This window comes from Sphingomonas sp. GV3, assembly GCF_031082075.1.
Lineage (GTDB): Bacteria > Pseudomonadota > Alphaproteobacteria > Sphingomonadales > Sphingomonadaceae > Sphingomonas > Sphingomonas beigongshangi.
In genome coordinates, this window is sequence record NZ_JARWLE010000001.1 from 1,405,545 (window position 1) to 1,421,525 (window position 15,981).

The following is a 15,981-nucleotide window of genomic DNA, read 5'->3' on the forward strand; positions in this document are numbered from 1 at the left end:
TTTGGGGTCGGACCTTGAACAACGAACGCCAGAATTTTGTCCTGTTCGCGGTCCTCGCCGCGCTCATCCTGTTCGCCTGGCCGCTGATCCAGGGGAAGTTCTTCCCCGTCGCAAACCCGCCGGTGACGAAGATCGAGAAGGGCAAGTCCAAGGTCCTGCCGCAGCCGTCGGCCGATCCGACCGCCGACAATCCCGCCGCGATGCGCAACCGCGACGTCGTGCTGCGGGACAGCCCGCGTGTCGCCATCGACACGCCGATGCTGAAGGGCTCGATCAACCTGAAGGGTGCGCGCATCGACGACCTGGTGCTGGTCAAGTACAAGGAAACCATCGCGAAGGACTCGCCGCCCATCCGCCTGCTGTCGCCCGCTGGCGCGCAGGACGGCTATTTCGCCGGCTTCGGCTGGCGCGACGAGGGGCTGAGCCCGCCCGCGGCCGACACAATATGGCAGGCGAGCGGTAACGTGCTGAAACCCGGCCAGCCGGTGACGCTGCAGGCGGCCAATGCACGCGGGCAGCGATTCCAGATCAAGCTGTCGGTCGACGACGGCTATATGTTCACGATCACGCAGACGGTGCTGAATGGCGGCACCGCGGCCGTGCCCGTGGCTCCCTATGGCTATGTCAGCCGCGTCGGCGTGTCGAAGGACCCGGGAACGTGGCAGATCCACACCGGTCCGATGTCCGTGCACAACGGCGGCGCGGATTACGGCGTCAATTTCAAGGACGTCGACAAGGCGCCGACGCGCTTCACCTCCACCGGCGGCTGGCTGGGCTTCACCGACAAATATTGGCTGACCGCGCTGGTGCCGGATCAGGGAAGCCAGTTCGACGGGCAGTTCCGTGCGGGCTCGGGCCAGCTCTATCAGGCGGACTATGCCTTCGCGCCCAAGGTGCTCGCGCCCGGCCAGGCGCTGACGCAGTCGAGCCGCTTCTTCGCCGGGGCGAAGGAAGTGAAGCTGCTCCAGCATTACGAGAATGCGCAAGGCGTCACCAAGTTCGACAAGGCGATCGATTGGGGCTGGTTCGAGATTCTCGAGAAGCCGATCTTCACCTATCTCGACTGGCTATTCCGCATGGTCAGCAACTTCGGTGTCGCGATCATTCTGCTGACGGTGACGATCCGCGGCCTGATGTTCCCGATCGCCCAGCGCCAGTTCGCCAGCATGGCGAAGATGCGCGCGCTGCAGCCGAAGATGAAGGCGATCCAGGACCGCTACAAGGACGACAAGGTCGTCATGCAGCAGAAGGTGATGGAGCTGTACAAGACGGAGAAGGCGAACCCCCTCGCCGGCTGTCTGCCGACGCTGATCCAGATCCCGGTGTTCTTCGCGCTCTACAAGGTCCTGATGCTGACGATCGAGATGCGGCACCAGCCCTTCTTCGGCTGGATCAAGGATCTGTCGGCGCCCGATCCGCTTACGCCGGTCAACCTGTTCGGCTTCCTCAACTTTACCCCGCCGCACATGCTGGCGATCGGCGTGGTGCCGATCGTGCTCGGCATCTCGATGTTCTTCCAGTTCCGCCTCAACCCGGCGCCGATGGACGAAACGCAGAAGCAGGTGTTCGCGGTCATCCCATGGGTGCTGATGTTCGTGATGGCGAGCTATCCGGTCGGCCTGCAGGTCTACTGGATCGCCTCCAACTGCCTCGCGATCCTGCAGCAGCAGATTCTTTACGCCCGGCATCCGGAGCTGAAGACCGCTGCGGCCAAGACGACGGTCATCGCCAAGTGACCGGCGACAGCGCCACTCCGCCGGAGGGCGGCGGAGAAGGATTGGGGTTCGCGGCCGAGCTGGTCGAGGTCGCGCGCAAGACCTTCGCGGGACCGGTGACGTTCCTGAAGTCGGCCCCGGGCCTCAAGTTCCTCCCCGATCCGATCGTGCCGGAAGTGGCGTTCGCCGGGCGATCCAACGTCGGCAAGTCGTCGCTGCTCAACGCGCTGACCGGCCGCAATGGCCTCGCCCGCACGTCGAACACGCCGGGCCGCACGCAGGAGCTGAACTTCTTCGACGTCGGCGACGCACCCTTGTTCCGGCTGGTCGACATGCCGGGCTATGGCTTCGCGAAGGCGCCCAAGGACGTGGTCAGGACATGGCGCTTCCTGGTCAACGATTACCTGCGCGGACGGGACGTGCTGAAGCGCGTGCTGGTACTCATCGACTCGCGGCACGGCATCAAGGACGTCGACCGTGAGATTCTGGACATGCTGGACAAGGCGGCAGTCAGCTATCGAATCGTCCTGACCAAGGCGGACAAGGTCAAGGCGACGGATCTTGCGGAGGTGGTGGCCCGCACGGTCGCCGACGCCCGCAAGCGCGCCGCCGCGCATCCGGATATCCTCGCCACCTCCAGCGAGGGCGGCATGGGGATTGCCGAGCTCCGCGCCGCGGTTCTGGAAGCGATCGGCTGACGGCTCCCAGGGGGTTCGGCTCGGTGGGAAGGGCGGTCTCCTCCTAGACCTCCCCGCCCTGCCCCGCTACCCGTGGGGCCATGAAGCTCATCATCGGTAACAAGGCCTATTCCTCCTGGTCGCTGCGCGGCTGGCTGGCGTGCAAGCAGTCGGGCTTGCCTTTCGAAGAGGTGGTCGTCCCGCTCTACGATGCCGAATGGGATCGTCGGCGCGAGGGAGCGGAATTCGCTCCGTCGAGCGGCAAGGTGCCGATCCTGTGGGACGGCGAGGCCGTGGTTTGGGACAGCTTGGCGATCGTCGACTATCTGGCCGACAAGGTCGGGCGCGACCTGTTCTGGCCGGCGGACGACGGTGCGCGCGCGATGGCCCGGTCGATGGCTGCGGAGATGCATTCCAGCTTCACGGCGCTCCGCCGCAAGCATCCGATGAACATCCGTCAGCAATTCCCGGCGACGCGTCCGGACGACGACGTGATCGTCGACCTGAAGCGGATCATGGAATTGTGGGCGCAGGCCCGCGCACGCTTCGGCGGCGACGGCGCCTATCTGTTCGGTGATTTTGGCGCGGCGGACATCATGTTCGCCCCCGTGGTGACGCGCATCCTCACCTATCAACTGCCGATCGCCCGCTTCGCCGCGGGCTATCTGGATGCCGTTATCCAGCATCCCTTCATGCAGGACTGGATCGCCGGCGCGCAGGAAGAGGATTGGGTAATCGAACAGTTCGAGCAGCCGATCCGGTGACGGCCGCGACCAACGACGTGGTGGCGCTGGCGCAGGCCCTGCTGCGCGCGGACAGTGTCACGCCGGCTCGCGGCGCCGTGTTCGACGTGCTCGAGGCGGCGCTGATCCCGATCGGCTTCGCGGTCGATCGTTTCGTCTGCGGCGAGGCGCCCGACGGGCCGGTCGAGAACATGATCGCGACCCGCGAAGGCACGGGTCGGCATCTGGCCTTCGCAGGCCATGTCGATGTCGTCCCGCCAGGCGAAGGCTGGAACGGCTCGCCGTGGAGCGGCGAGATACGCCACGGCCTCCTCTACGGGCGCGGCGCGGTCGACATGAAGGGCGCGGTGGCCGCCTTCGTCGCCGCGGCCGCGCAGGTTCCGGACAGAGGCCCGATCAGCCTTCTGATCACCGGAGACGAGGAGGGGCCGGCGACCTATGGCACACCCGCGCTGATCGCCCGCATGGCCGAGCGCGGCGTCGCGCCCGACCTGTGCCTGGTCGGCGAGCCGACGTCCGTCCGGCAGCTGGGCGACATGATCAAGATCGGCCGCCGCGGCTCGGTCAATATCTGGATCGAGGTGAGCGGGCGCCAGGGCCATGTCGCCTATCCCCATCTTGCCGACAATCCGGTGCCGAAGCTGGTGCGGGCGCTGGCGGCGCTCGACGCGCTGTCGCTGGATGCGGGCAATGCCTGGTTCCAGCCCTCGAACCTGGAGATCACCGACATTGCGGTCGGCAATGGCGCGCACAACGTGATACCGGCTGCGGCACGGGCTCGCGTCAACATTCGCTTCAACGACGAGCAGACCGGGCTGGGCCTGCTGGAGCGCATCACCGCGACGGTGCAGGCCGTGGAGCCGGACGCGACGATCCATGGCAAGGTTTCGGGCGAGGCTTTCCTCACGGAACCCGGCGCGCTGACCGCCATCGTCAGCGCCGCGATCCTGGACGAGACGGGTGTGGAGCCGGAATTGTCCACGACGGGCGGTACGTCCGACGCGCGTTTCCTGTCGAAGCTGTGCCCCACCGTCGAGTTCGGCCTGATCAACGCCACGATGCATCAGGTCGACGAGGCGGTCGCGGTGGACGACCTGAAAACGCTCGCGCGGATCTACACTGAGGTCATTCGAAGGGCGCGATAAGGGGCGCGCGGGTCGCCCACGACCACCCTTCTCACATCACGAGGCCCATGGCGCGTTGCGCCGATGCGAGTACCGGCGCCGCGAGGTTGCGCGCTTTTTCCGCGCCCGTGGTGAGGATGGCGTCGATCGCCGCCCGGTCGTCGAGAAGGCGGACCATCTCGTCGCGGATCGGGCCGAGCTTCGCCACCGCGAGGTCGGCGAGTGCCGGCTTGAACGCACCGAAGCCCTTGCCGGCGAACTCGCTCAGCACGTCCTGCGGATCGCGGTCGGCGAGTGCGGCGAAGATCGTCAGCAGGTTGCGCGCCTCGGGCCGCCCTTCCAGCTCGGCGAGCGTCGCGGGCAGCAGGTCGGGATCGGTCTTCGCCTTGCGAAACTTGTCGGCGATCGTGTCGTCGCTATCGACCAGCTTGACGACCGACTGTTCGGACGGATTGGACTTGGACATCTTCGCCGACGCGTCGCGCAGGCTCATGATGCGCGGCGCAGCCTTGCTGACCAGCGGCTCCGGTAGCGTGAAGAGGTCGCTGCTATAGTCGGTGTTGAACTTGGCCGCGATGTCGCGCGCGAGTTCCAGGTGCTGCTTCTGGTCCTCACCGACCGGCACGTGCGTCGCATTGTAGAGCAGCACATCGGCCGCCATCAACACGGGATAGTCATACAGGCCGACGCTGGCGCCTTCGCGGTTCTTGCCCGCCTTGTCCTTGAACTGCGTCATGCGGTTCAGCCAGCCCACCCGCGCGACGTTGTTGAGCAGCCAGCTAAGCTCGCTATGCGCGGGGACGCGCGCCTGGTTGAACAGAATCGAGCGCGCCGGATCGATGCCGGCCGCGATCATCGTCGCCGTGACCTCGATCGTGTTGGCGGTCAGCTCCGCCGGCGCGATGAACTCCGTCAGGCCGTGCAGGTCGGCGATGAAGTACAGCGTCTCGCCGCCTTGCGCCTGGATCTGGTCCTGCATCGCGACCCACTGTTTCACCGCACCCAGATAATTGCCGAGGTGAAGGTTACCGGTGGGCTTGATGCCGGAAACGACGCGCATCTTGGTCATTGGCTAGCGGCTCTGCGACGAAGGAGGGACTTGAGATCCGCCACGCGGAATGCACCGGTGACGAAACAGGCGGCGGCGTAGATGGCGACGCCCGCACCGACCAGGACGGCCAGCGCTGCGCCGCGCACCGGCAGCGAGCGGGTGAGATAGGGATCGACCAGCGGCGTCACCAATAGCAGGGCGGCGCCCATCAGCAGTGACGACAGCAGCAATCGCGGCACCTTGCGACGCACCGCCGGGTCGAGCGCAAAATGGCCGCGCCGCGCAAGGACGACGTAGAGCGAGGCGACGTTGACGGTCGAGGCGAGCGCCGTAGCGAGCGGTGGCCCGATCTGGCCCAAGTCCCAATGTGCGAGGCCGGGGATGAGGATGAGGTTACCCACAAGGTTGATCGCGACCGAATAGAGCGCGAGGCGCACGGGCGTCCTGGTATCGGCACGCGCGTAGAAGCCCGGGGTCAGCACCTTGACCAACACGTAGCTGGGCAGGCCGATCGAAAAGGCAGCGAGAGCCTGCGCGGAGCGGACGGTATCGCGCGCGTCGAAGGCGCCGTGCTGGAACAAGCCGCGCACGATCGGCTCGGCGGCGAAGACGAAGGCGGCGGTCGCCGGCAGCGTCAGGAACAACGCGAGTTCGAGGCCGCGATTTTGCGTTTCCATCGCTTCGGTATCGCGTCCCTCCGACAACAGCCGGGACACCACGGGCAGAAGGATCGTGCCAAGGCCGATGCCGATCAGCCCGAGCGGCAACTGGTTAAGGCGATCGGCATAATAGATCGCGGAAATCGATCCTGCCGCAAGCAGGTGTCCGGCAAGCGCCGTCGATATGGCGAGATTGATCTGGGCCGCGCCCGCACCGGTTGCGGCGGGAACGATCAGCTTGAGCATCTGCCGCACGTCGTCATCTATCCGAGGACGACGCAGCTTCAGGCTAACGCCGGCCTTGCGGCATGCCCACCACAACCATGCAAGCTGCAGGCCGCCGCCGGCGGTCACCGCGATCGCCTGCGCCCGAGCGGTCGCATAGGGATCGCCGCCATGGAAGAAGATCAGCGCCGCAACCATCGCGATGTTGAGCAGGATGGGCGCCGCCGCATTGACCCAGAAGCGGTGCAGCGAGTTGAGGATGCCGCCGAGCAGCGAGGCCAGCGAGATCAGCATCAGATAAGGTATGGTGAAGCGCGACAGTGTCACCGCGAAGGCGAACTGTTCCGGCGTAGGGTGCTGGCGATCGAAACCGCCTGACAACGCCCAGGTGATCGGCCAGGCCGCAAGCAGCATCGCGGCGGTAAATAGGAGCAGCACCGGAAACAGGACCGCCAGCGCACGTTCGGCGAAGTCGATCCCGGCCGGCGTCCCCCCGCCCTCCGCAACCTTGCGGTTGAAGAGCGGAATGAACGCGGCAGAGAACGCCCCTTCCGCAAATAAGGCGCGGAACATGTTGGGCAGGCGGAAGGCGACGAAGAAGGCATCCGACGCAAAGCTCGCGCCGACATAGGTCGCCTGCAACGTGTCGCGAACGAGCGCCAGCACACGGCTGGCGAGCGTCATGCCGCCGACCGATCCCAGCGCCTTGGCGAGGTTCACCCTCGTCGTTCCCCGCCTGCGGTACGCTTAGGCGTGGCCGACGTCGCCGACGGTGAACTGGCCCTGCGCCTCGGCCTGCTGCAGGTACAGCGCACCGAAGTCGATCGGCTCGAGCAGCAGCGGCGGGAAACCGCCATCGCGTACGCAATCGGCGAGCACGCGACGCGCGAACGGGAAGAGGAGGCGCGGCGCCTCGCCAAGCAGGAAGGGCTGGACTGCGTCCGCCGGCACGTTGCGCAGGCCGAACAGCCCGGCATAGGTCAGGTCGACGATGAACGCGGTCTGGCCCTCGGCCTCCGCCTTGACGTCGATCTTGAGGATCACCTCGTGCACCTCGTCGCCGACCTGCGCCATGCCGATGTTGAACTGCACGTCGATCGCGGGCGGGTTCGGATTCTGGAAGATCGCCGGCGCGTTGGGGTTCTCGAAGGAGAGATCCTTGACGTATTGCGAGATCAGGCCGGCCGCGGGCGCGGTATCCGCACCGTTCGCCATCGGCTGCGTGTCGAGCGAGGTGCCGTTGTCCTGATCGGCCATGGTGAGAAATCCTTGGGTTGAAGCGTTGGATGAAGCGTGGCGGCCGGACGCGGGACCGAAGGACCGAAGCCGCCCGTCGCGCGTTCGATCGCGATGGTGGACGCGCCTAGCAGTGCGGGCGACGCGTTTCAACGCCGGCACGGTGGCTTTGCCGGTTTAAAGCCCGAAGCGGTTTGAACAAACGGCGCCATGCGCCTATGTGGTGGGACGGATCGGAGGTACGGTGTTTTACGTGGTTCTTCTCGCGATGGTGGCGGCGTTTCTGGCGCTGCGCCTGTACAGCGTGCTCGGCAAGCGCACCGGCCACGAACAGCAGCCGCTGGTCCGCACCGCGGAGGATCGTCCCGCGACGGTCGCTGTGCCGCGGACGATCGACGTGACGCCGGACGTACGCGAGCCGCAAAATCGCAACATCGATCCGAAGGCGGAGCCCGGCATACGGGCGATCGTCGCCGGGGAGCCGGGCTTCGACGTCGGTCAGTTCCTGCAGGGCGCGCAGGCCGCGTATCGCATGACGCTGGACGCATTCTGGAAGGGCGACGAGGCGGCGCTTGCCGATCTAACCCAGCCGGATGTCGCGCATGCTTTCGGCGAGGCCATTGCCGCCCGTCGCGATGCGGGCGAGACGCTGGAGAACCGACTCGTTTCGATCGAGCGGGCGACGATCGCGGATGCATCGCTCGACGGGCGTGAGGCGCGGATCACGGTGCGTTTCGACGCGGATATCGCTGCTGTGACGCGTGACGCCGAAGGGCAGGTCATCGCCGGGTCGCTGACCGATGCGGTCGAGACGCACGATCTCTGGACGTTCACGCGCACCCTGAAGAGCAACGATCCCAACTGGACCCTGGCCGACACCGACGAGGCCTGACGGATGCGGCTGCATTGCGGCCGCCCGTGATCGTCGCTGCTGCTGGTGCCATATCGACGAAGCGCCAGCCGTCACGGACGTGGGCCTCCGTCGCGATATCGGGGAGATGGGCTCGCCCTACTCATTAAACGCTTGTTCCCGGCTGCCCGCCTGAGGCACTGCCGACGCGGACACCCGCGATGTAGGCGCGGTGCAATCGGGGACGGCCATGATCGGTAAGCGCGTATCAACAAGCTTTGCGCTGGCGCTCGCGTTGAGCGCCTGTGGCGGACGCGTAGTGCCGGTCGCGGCGGATCACCGCCCCGTGCGTCGGCCGGATGTTCGCCCTGTGCCGAATCGGCCGCTCCCGCCGCGCCCGTCCTTAACGGGCGCCGGCCAGTCGATCGCGAGCGGCCGGGCCTATGACGGCCGCATCCTGCCGGCGACGCCGCTGCTCGGCGCGCCCGTCGTGCCGAACGTCGGCGCCACCACCGCCGCCACGGCCGGCGTGGTTCCCGGTCCGTCCATCGATACGCTGCCGATCACCGAGGCGCAGGCGGAAGCGGCGCGGCAGGCGTTTCTGACCAGCTGCCCCGGCCTGATGCGGCGGACCGATGCCAGCGGCCTGACCCGTGGCCCCGATTGGCAGGCGGCGTGCGACGCGGCCCGCGCCGCGCCACGCGGCGGCGCGCGGGATTTCTTCCTGACCAATTTCGAGACCGTGCAGGTCGGCGACGGACGTGCCTTCGCCACCGGCTATTACGAGCCTGAAATCGCCGCCTCGCGCGATCGGCGGCCGGGGTACGACGTACCGATCTACGCCAGGCCCGACGATCTCGTCGATGTGGACCTTGGACAATTCTCGGCCGATCTGAAGGGCAAGAAGATCCGCGGCCGCGTCGACGGCAAGAGCCTGGTTCCCTATTACGACCGCGCCGCGATCGTCGGGGGCGCGATCGACCGGCGCGCGCCTGTCCTCGCCTGGGGCGCCGACGAGGCCGCGGTCTTCTTCCTGCAGGTGCAGGGGTCCGGCCGACTGCGATTGCCGGACGGCGCGATCATGCGGGTCGGCTACGACGATCAGAACGGTCGCGACTATACCGGGATCGGCGCGCTGATGAAGGCGCGCGGGCTGATCGGGCCGGGCCAGACCTCGATGCAGGGCATCGTCGCCTGGCTGCGCGCCAATCCCGAACAGGGCCGCGCGATCATGAACGAGAACAAGAGCTTCGTCTTCTTCCGGGAAATCACGACGCCGCCGCTCGGTGCGATGGGCTATGTCGTCAACGGCGGGGTCAGCGCGGCGGTCGACACCAAGTTCGTGCCGCTGGGCGCCCCCGTCTTTCTGTCGATGGACCGGCAGGATGCGACGGGCCTGTGGGTAGCGCAGGATACCGGCGGGGCAATCAAGGGCGCCAACCGCTTCGACACCTTCTGGGGGGCAGGCCCACTGGCAGAGGCGACCGCAGGGGGCATGGCCGCTCGCGGCACCGCCTTCCTGCTCCTCCCGGTCGGAACGCTCGCACGGATGCAGGCCGGTGCGCCCGCTCAACCCTGATGAGGCCGCGCTGTGGGCCCGCGTGATGGCGACGGTGAGGCCGCTGCGTGCGGCCCCGCGCGCCGCCCCGCCGCCGCCCAAGGCGCCGCCGCCCCCACCCCCTCCGCCCGCCGCGCCTCCCAAGCCCGTCAAAGCCGCCGGCCGGGTGCCGCCGATGCGGGCCGTGCCCGCGATCACCCCATCGGCCAAACCACGCCCCAACACGCTCGACGGCGGCTGGGACAAGAAGCTGGGCCGGGGCATTGTCATCCCGGACAGTTCGATCGACCTCCACGGGCATAGCCTCGCGTCCGCCCATGCGCTGCTCGATCAGGGGCTGGACCGGGCAATCGCACGCGGCGATCGCGTGCTGCTGCTCGTGACCGGAAAGCCGCCGCGTCCGGAGAGCGAGCGCCCGCACGCACGCGGCGCAATCCGTGCAGCGATCGCGGACTGGCTTGCCGCCTCCCGCCATGCGGATGCGATCGCGGCCGTGCGCGGGGCGCATCCGCGGCACGGTGGTGCGGGTGCGCTTTACATCGTGCTGCGCCGGGGGCGGTAAGGCTTTGCCTGAGAGGGAACGCTCGCAGGTCCGGGCGAGACCCTCGCTCGATGATCGCCGATCACCCGATCGACCATCCCCGGCTAAGCCCGAAGCCTACGCCTCCAGTTCCCGCATCAGGGTGCGCACGGCGGCGTCGATGTCGCGATCCTGATCGCGCAATTCCTCGATCTTTCGCACCGCATGGATCACGGTCGAATGATCGCGACCGCCGAATTTCCTGCCGATTTCCGGCAGCGACCGCGTCGTCAGCCGCTTGGCGAGGTACATGGCGATCTGGCGCGGGCGCGCCACGGCGCGACTGCGGCGGGCCGATACGAGATCGAGCGGCTTCAGCTCGAAATGGCGGCTGACGAGCTTCTGGATTTCGTCGATGGTCACGCGCCGTTGCGCGCCGCGCAGCACGTCGCCGAGCGTCGTCAGCGCGAAGTCCAGATCGATGCGGTCCCCGGTCAATTGCGCATAAGCGACGACCCGGTTCAGCGCGCCCTCCAGCTCGCGGATATTGGCATGGATGCGCGCCGCCAACAGGTCGAGCACCTCGGCCGGGACATCTGCATCGGGCAGGTCGCTCAGTTTCCTGTCCAGTATAGCACGGCGCAACGTGAGATCGGGCGCCTTGATGTCGGCGACGAGACCGACCGCCATACGGCTGACGATTCGCGCCTCGATTCCGTCCAGCGCCTGCGGACACCGGTCGGCGGAAATCACCAGTCGCTTACCCGCGCTCATGATCTCGTTCACGGTGTGGAAGAATTCTTCCTGCGTCGCATCCTTGCCGGCGATGAACTGAAGATCGTCGATCAGCAGCAGGTCGGCGCCGCGCAGCCGCTGCTTGAATGCGAACGTGTCGCGCGCGCGCAGCGCGGCGACGAAATCGAACATGAACCGCTCGGCGGACATGCACAGCACCGTCGCCCCGGGATGCGCGGCGAGGAAGGCATGGCCGATCGCATGCATCAGGTGCGTCTTGCCCTGCCCCGTACCCGAATGGAGGAACAGCGGACTGAAACGCGGCGTGCCGGGCTCGGCCAGCGCCTTCGCGGCATTGAACGCGACCCGATTCGCGGCATCGACGACGAATCGATCGAAGGTGAAGCGCGGGTCGAGCGGCGGCCGCTCGGCCGCGGGCTTCGGCGCAGCCATCGACTGCGCGACCGGCGGCTTGATCGCAGCGGGAATGGCGACGTCGGGTGCAGAGGTCCGAGCTGTCGCGATCGGCGTCGGCGCGACCGACAGCGCCTGTGAAGCGGCCGTCGCCGCCGGCTCCGCCACCAGCACCAACGGTGCCGGACGGACGACGCGCGTCTCGATCACGACGCCGTTGATCCGCGGCATCAGCGCCCGGAATTCGAGAAGAAGCCGGTCGGCGTAATGATTGCGGACCCAATTGGTCATGAACGCGGATGGAAGGCCCAGCCGGATCGTGTCCGGCTCCTCGGCGTCTTCGATCAGCTCCATCGGTTTCAGCCACTGCTCGAACAAACGCGCGCCGGCCGATTCACGCAGGTTCGCGCGGACGTGAGCCCAGGCGCGCTGCGCCTCGCTCCCCGTTTCCGTCGCTGCCTGCACCTTGACCACGCACACGTCTCCCAAGCTCACGCGACCCGGTCGCGCCAGCGGCTGATCTTCAGGACAGACAAGTCCCCCCTACGGCCCACCGAGCCGTCCGGCACCCCTAAGCTGTTCAGTACCGACCGCCGGTGAACCCCCGCGGCAGAGGTCGAGTTATGAAGCCTGCGACGAGTCGATCAAGCCCCAGTCCGGTCACGAATGTGAAATAAACGGGATTGACAGGCCGGCGCCCGCGGAATTGCGTCGGAAAAAATGATAAGTCACGGAAATAGAAGGATTTTGTTAGATGCGCTTCCGTGGCGCGATTCTCGAATCGTGGTGAGTCCTGCGTTTCCGATTCTGTTCCGCGGACATCTTGAGAACATTCGAATTCTCTGCGTCGCACGCACAGCAAAAAGCCCGCCGGGCAACCCCGGCGGGCCTCTATTTGCCGATGCGAGAACGACGATCAGGCGAGCGCGGAGAGACGCTTCGTCAGCCGTGCGAACTTGCGGCTCGCGGTGTTCTTGTGAAGCACGCCCTTCGCCACGCCACGCGCCAGTTCGGGCTGGACCGCCGCGAGCGCGGTGGTCGCCGCCGGCTTGTCACCCGCCGCCAGCGCAGCCTCGACCTTCTTCACGAAGGTGCGGATACGGCCGACGCGCGCACCGTTGATCTCGGCGCGGCGCTCGTTACGACGGATGCGCTTCTTGGCTTGCGGCGTGTTCGCCATTCGGGTCGGTCCTCAGGTCTATTCCGGTCAATGAAAAAGAGGCGCCGGGATCACCCTACGCCCTCTCGAAGGTGGGGCCCATACCGAAGCCTGGGGCGGCGGTCAACCTGCGACGGTTGTCAGGCCCGCTGGCATTTCGCGCAGAAGAAGGTCGACCGGCCCGCATCGACGCGCCGCGCAACGGTTGCTCCGCAATGGCATGGCTCTCCCTCCCGTCCGTAGACGAGGAACTGCTTCGAAAAATAGCCGAGCTCGCCATCGGGCCGCGCATAGTCGCGCAGCGTGGAACCCCCGGCCTCTATCGCCGCCAGCAACACGTCGCGCACGGCGACCGCGAGTCGATCGAGCCGCGCCCGCCCGATCTGACCCGCCGGCCGGGTGGGCGATATCCGCGCAAGGTGAAGCGCCTCGCATACATAGATATTGCCCAATCCCGCGACGATCCGCTGGTCGAGCAGCATCGCCTTGATCGGCGCCGCCCGCCCGTCGAGGACTTCGGCCAGATATGCGCCGGTAAACCGCTCGCCGAGCGGCTCCGGCCCCATGGCCGCGAAGGGAGGATAGTCATCCAGCGCGTCGCTGCGCCACAGGTCGAGGAAGCCGAAGCGACGCGGATCGTTCAACGCGAGCCGGCGCCCGGCCCCGGTTTCGAGCAGAACATGGTCATGCGCTAGATCGTCCGTCGGGTCGACCCGCCAGCGCCCCGACATGCCGAGGTGAAAGATCAGGGTGTCGCCGCGATCGGTGGCAATCAGCCCGTATTTGGCGCGGCGCCCGAGCGCGGTGACCGTCGCCCCGGTCATCCGCTGACGCAGGTCCACGGGGATTGCCTTGCGCAAATCGGCACGGCGCGGCTCCACCCGCGTCAGGCGCTGGCCGGCAAGAACGGGGGCAAGCCCGCGAACGGTGGTTTCGACTTCGGGAAGTTCTGGCACGCCCGACCAGCTAGGTTGCGTTTGCCCCCGCCACAAGGCGCGGCTAGGGCAGGCGCATGAGCGACACCGTCTCCTTCGGTTACGAAGACGTCACCCCTGACGAAAAGACCGCCCGCGTCGGCGGCGTGTTCACCAACGTGGCCAGCCGCTACGACCTGATGAACGACGCCATGTCGGCGGGCATGCACCGGTTGTGGAAGGACCGCTTCGTGCGACGCCTCAACCCGCGTCCCGGCGAGCAGGTGCTCGACATGGCGGGCGGCACCGGCGACATCGCCTTTCGCATCGCAGACCGCGGCGCGACGGTAACGGTCGCCGACATCAACCCCGCCATGCTCGAGGTCGGCATGGAGCGCGCGGCGAAGCGCGGATATGACGGCCTCGTATGGACCGAGGCGAATGCCGAGGTGCTGACCTTCCCCGACCGGTTCTTCGACGCCTACACGATCGCGTTCGGCATCCGGAACGTTACCGACATCCCGGCGGCGCTGCGCGAGGCGCATCGCGTGCTGCGCCGCGGCGGCCGCTTCTTCTGCCTCGAATTCTCCACCACGCTGTGGCCGGGTTTCAAGGAGGTGTACGACGCCTATTCGCACAAGCTGGTCCCGAAGCTGGGCCAGATGCTGGCGCAGGATGCGGACAGCTATCGCTATCTGATCGAGTCGATCCGCCGCTTTCCCGACATGCCGACGTTCGAGGGCATGATCCGCGACGCGGGCTTCACCGCGACTCGCGTCGAGCCGATGCTCGGCGGCCTGGTGGCGATCCATTCGGGATGGAAGATTTGATGCGAGGCGCCGCACGCTCGTGACCGCCCCCGCCGTCCATGTCTGGCGGCTCCTGAAATGGGGCCGCATCCTGGCGCGCCATGGCGCGCTGAAGGGAATAGAGGGGGACGCCAACACCCCTGCCCCGGTTCGTCGGCTGGCACGGATCGCCCGACTGGGTGCGCGTGTCCCCGCGACGCCGCGCTATGCCGATGCTTTCCAGGCCATCGGGCCGGCGGCGATCAAGCTCGGCCAGACGCTGGCGACGCGTCCCGATCTGGTTGGCGAGGCGGCGGCCCACGACCTGCTGCGTTTGCAGGACCAATTGCCTCCCGTGCCGTTCGAGACGATTCGTGCCGCGCTCGAGACGAGCCTTGGCCGGCCCATAAGCGCGGTGTTCAGTCATATCGAGGATATGCCGGTCGGCGCCGCGTCGATCGCACAGGTGCACCGTGCTGTCACCACCGACGGGCGCCAGGTCGCGGTGAAGGTCCTGCGCCCGGGGGTCGAAGCGGATTTTGCGCGGGCGATCGACACCTATCAATGGGCCGCCGCGCAGCTCGAGGGCCTGGGCGGCGAGGCGAAGCGGCTGCGGCCGCGGCTGACGGTGGAGAATTTCCGCCGCTGGACGCTGCGCGAACTGAACTTCCAGCGCGAAGCCGCCTCCGCGAGCGAACTGGCGGAGGCGATGACGGCCGAGCCCGACTTCGTCGTCCCTGCGATCGACTGGCAGCGGTCCTCAACCCGCGTGCTGACGATGGAATGGATCGACGGTATCAAGCTGTCGAACCGGCAGGCCCTGATCGACGCGGGCTATGACCTGCGCAAGCTCGCCAACACGCTCGTGCAGGCATTCCTGCGCCAGGCGATCGCAGAGGGCTTCTTCCACGCCGACATGCATCAGGGCAATCTGTTCGCCCTGCCGGGCGCGAACGGCCAGGGGCGGATCGCGGCGATCGACTTCGGCATCATGGGGCGGATCGACCGGCGCGCGCGCGTGTGGCTGGCGGAAATCCTCTATGGCCTGATTACCGGCAACTATCGCCGCGTCGCCGAGATCCATTTCGAGGCAGGCTACGTCCCGCCACATCACAATGTCGCCGAATTCGCGACCGCGCTGCGCGCGGTGGGCGAGCCGATGCGTGGCCTGCCGGTGAAGGACATGTCGATCGGCATGATGCTGGACGGCCTGTTCTCCATCACGCGCGACTTCGACATGGTGACGCAGCCGCATCTGCTGTTGCTCCAGAAGACGATGGTCATGGTGGAGGGCGTGGCGACCAGCCTCGATCCGGACATCAACCTCTGGGAGTCCGCCGCGCCGTTCGTGCGCGAGTGGATTCGCACGGAACTGGGCCCGGAAGCCGCGATCGCGGACCGTCTGATCCGCGACGTGCGCACGATCGCCGGGCTCCCCGACCTGATCCGCCGGATCGAGGCGCGCTATCCCGAACCCGGCGGCGAGCCCCCCGCTCCGCCCCTCAAGGAGATCGAGGTGGTCCGGATCGGCGGCGGCTGGCGCTATGCCGCGGTCGCGGTGATCGCGGCGGCGGCGAGCATCGCGGGCACGCTGCTGGTGGTCCATTGATCGA

15 protein-coding genes are annotated in these 15,981 nt (G+C 67.2%); 9 read left to right on the forward strand and 6 right to left on the reverse strand.

What is annotated here, in order from left to right; translation table 11 throughout:
- The first annotated feature begins 14 nt into the window (after positions 1 to 14).
- The 4 genes from yidC to dapE all read left to right on the forward strand — a co-directional run bounded on the left by yidC (position 15) and on the right by dapE (position 4,280).
- On the forward strand, positions 15 to 1,736 hold the full coding sequence (gene yidC / locus RF701_RS06555) for a membrane protein insertase YidC (RefSeq protein WP_210358091.1): 1,722 nt from the start codon (positions 15 to 17) through the stop codon (positions 1,734 to 1,736).
- 41 nt (positions 1,737 to 1,777) lie between these two features.
- Positions 1,778 to 2,413, forward strand: a complete 636-nt coding sequence (gene yihA, locus RF701_RS06560) for a ribosome biogenesis GTP-binding protein YihA/YsxC (RefSeq protein ID WP_210358278.1) — start codon at positions 1,778 to 1,780, stop codon at positions 2,411 to 2,413.
- 80 nt (positions 2,414 to 2,493) lie between these two features.
- Positions 2,494 to 3,156 carry a glutathione S-transferase family protein gene (locus tag RF701_RS06565; RefSeq protein WP_308814475.1) on the forward strand — a complete coding sequence of 221 codons (663 nt, stop codon included), beginning with the start codon at positions 2,494 to 2,496 and terminating at the stop codon, positions 3,154 to 3,156.
- Positions 3,153 to 4,280 carry a succinyl-diaminopimelate desuccinylase gene (gene dapE, locus RF701_RS06570; RefSeq protein WP_308814476.1) on the forward strand — a complete coding sequence of 376 codons (1,128 nt, stop codon included), beginning with the start codon at positions 3,153 to 3,155 and terminating at the stop codon, positions 4,278 to 4,280. Before RF701_RS06565 ends, dapE begins: the two co-directional genes overlap by 4 nt.
- A 31-nt stretch (positions 4,281 to 4,311) precedes the next feature.
- Here dapE and trpS read toward each other — a convergent pair whose 3' ends face one another.
- From trpS to secB, 3 genes are read right to left on the reverse strand one after another with little or no spacing between them, the layout of a single operon-like run.
- Positions 4,312 to 5,319, reverse strand: coding sequence for a tryptophan--tRNA ligase (gene trpS / locus RF701_RS06575; protein WP_308815624.1), 1,008 nt, complete (start codon positions 5,317 to 5,319; stop codon positions 4,312 to 4,314).
- Between the two features lie 5 nt (positions 5,320 to 5,324).
- Positions 5,325 to 6,914: a murein biosynthesis integral membrane protein MurJ gene (gene murJ, locus RF701_RS06580; protein ID WP_210358094.1), complete on the reverse strand. Its 1,590-nt coding sequence runs from the start codon at positions 6,912 to 6,914 to the stop codon at positions 5,325 to 5,327.
- Between the two features lie 27 nt (positions 6,915 to 6,941).
- Entirely contained in the window at positions 6,942 to 7,451 is a 510-nt protein-coding gene (gene secB / locus RF701_RS06585) for a protein-export chaperone SecB (RefSeq protein ID WP_203309533.1), read from the reverse strand.
- Positions 7,452 to 7,674: 223 nt separating this feature from the next.
- On the opposite strand from secB, the gene RF701_RS06590 reads away from it, so the two are divergent.
- The 3 genes from RF701_RS06590 (at position 7,675) to RF701_RS06600 (ending at position 10,400) form a co-directional block, all read left to right on the forward strand.
- Entirely contained in the window at positions 7,675 to 8,322 is a 648-nt protein-coding gene (locus tag RF701_RS06590; protein WP_203309534.1) for a Tim44/TimA family putative adaptor protein, read from the forward strand.
- A 208-nt stretch (positions 8,323 to 8,530) separates the two neighbouring features.
- Entirely contained in the window at positions 8,531 to 9,859 is a 1,329-nt protein-coding gene (locus tag RF701_RS06595; RefSeq protein ID WP_308814477.1) for a murein transglycosylase A, read from the forward strand.
- A gap of 25 nt (positions 9,860 to 9,884) precedes the next feature.
- A complete protein-coding gene (locus tag RF701_RS06600) occupies positions 9,885 to 10,400 on the forward strand; it encodes a Smr/MutS family protein (RefSeq protein ID WP_210358281.1) in 516 nt (171 codons plus the stop codon).
- A gap of 96 nt (positions 10,401 to 10,496) precedes the next feature.
- Here RF701_RS06600 and dnaA read toward each other — a convergent pair whose 3' ends face one another.
- The 3 genes from dnaA to mutM form a co-directional block, all read right to left on the reverse strand.
- On the reverse strand, positions 10,497 to 11,996 hold the full coding sequence (gene dnaA, locus RF701_RS06605) for a chromosomal replication initiator protein DnaA (RefSeq protein ID WP_374758646.1): 1,500 nt from the start codon (positions 11,994 to 11,996) through the stop codon (positions 10,497 to 10,499).
- A 427-nt stretch (positions 11,997 to 12,423) separates the two neighbouring features.
- A complete protein-coding gene (rpsT, locus tag RF701_RS06610) occupies positions 12,424 to 12,687 on the reverse strand; it encodes a 30S ribosomal protein S20 (RefSeq protein ID WP_308814478.1) in 264 nt (87 codons plus the stop codon).
- A 119-nt stretch (positions 12,688 to 12,806) separates the two neighbouring features.
- Entirely contained in the window at positions 12,807 to 13,622 is an 816-nt protein-coding gene (mutM, locus tag RF701_RS06615; protein ID WP_308814479.1) for a bifunctional DNA-formamidopyrimidine glycosylase/DNA-(apurinic or apyrimidinic site) lyase, read from the reverse strand.
- A 56-nt stretch (positions 13,623 to 13,678) separates the two neighbouring features.
- On the opposite strand from mutM, the gene RF701_RS06620 reads away from it, so the two are divergent.
- Together RF701_RS06620 and ubiB are read left to right on the forward strand one after the other, a co-directional pair.
- A complete protein-coding gene (locus RF701_RS06620; protein WP_308814480.1) occupies positions 13,679 to 14,410 on the forward strand; it encodes a class I SAM-dependent methyltransferase in 732 nt (243 codons plus the stop codon).
- A gap of 19 nt (positions 14,411 to 14,429) precedes the next feature.
- Positions 14,430 to 15,977: a 2-polyprenylphenol 6-hydroxylase gene (ubiB, locus tag RF701_RS06625; protein ID WP_308814482.1), complete on the forward strand. Its 1,548-nt coding sequence runs from the start codon at positions 14,430 to 14,432 to the stop codon at positions 15,975 to 15,977.
- Positions 15,978 to 15,981: the final 4 nt, after the last annotated feature.

What these genes read in the sequence shown, in the direction of transcription:
- RF701_RS06565 (WP_308814475.1), top strand. Translation starts at nt 2,494, where the DNA reads ATGAAGCTCATCATCGGTAACAAGGCCTATTCCTCCTGGTCGCTGCGC.
- trpS (WP_308815624.1), bottom strand. Translation starts at nt 5,319, where the DNA reads ATGCGCGTCGTTTCCGGCATCAAGCCCACCGGTAACCTTCACCTCGGC.
- secB (WP_203309533.1), bottom strand. Translation starts at nt 7,451, where the DNA reads ATGGCCGATCAGGACAACGGCACCTCGCTCGACACGCAGCCGATGGCG.
- RF701_RS06595 (WP_308814477.1), top strand. Translation starts at nt 8,531, where the DNA reads ATGATCGGTAAGCGCGTATCAACAAGCTTTGCGCTGGCGCTCGCGTTG.
- RF701_RS06600 (WP_210358281.1), top strand. Translation starts at nt 9,885, where the DNA reads ATGGCGACGGTGAGGCCGCTGCGTGCGGCCCCGCGCGCCGCCCCGCCG.
- rpsT (WP_308814478.1), bottom strand. Translation starts at nt 12,687, where the DNA reads ATGGCGAACACGCCGCAAGCCAAGAAGCGCATCCGTCGTAACGAGCGC.
- RF701_RS06620 (WP_308814480.1), top strand. Translation starts at nt 13,679, where the DNA reads ATGAGCGACACCGTCTCCTTCGGTTACGAAGACGTCACCCCTGACGAA.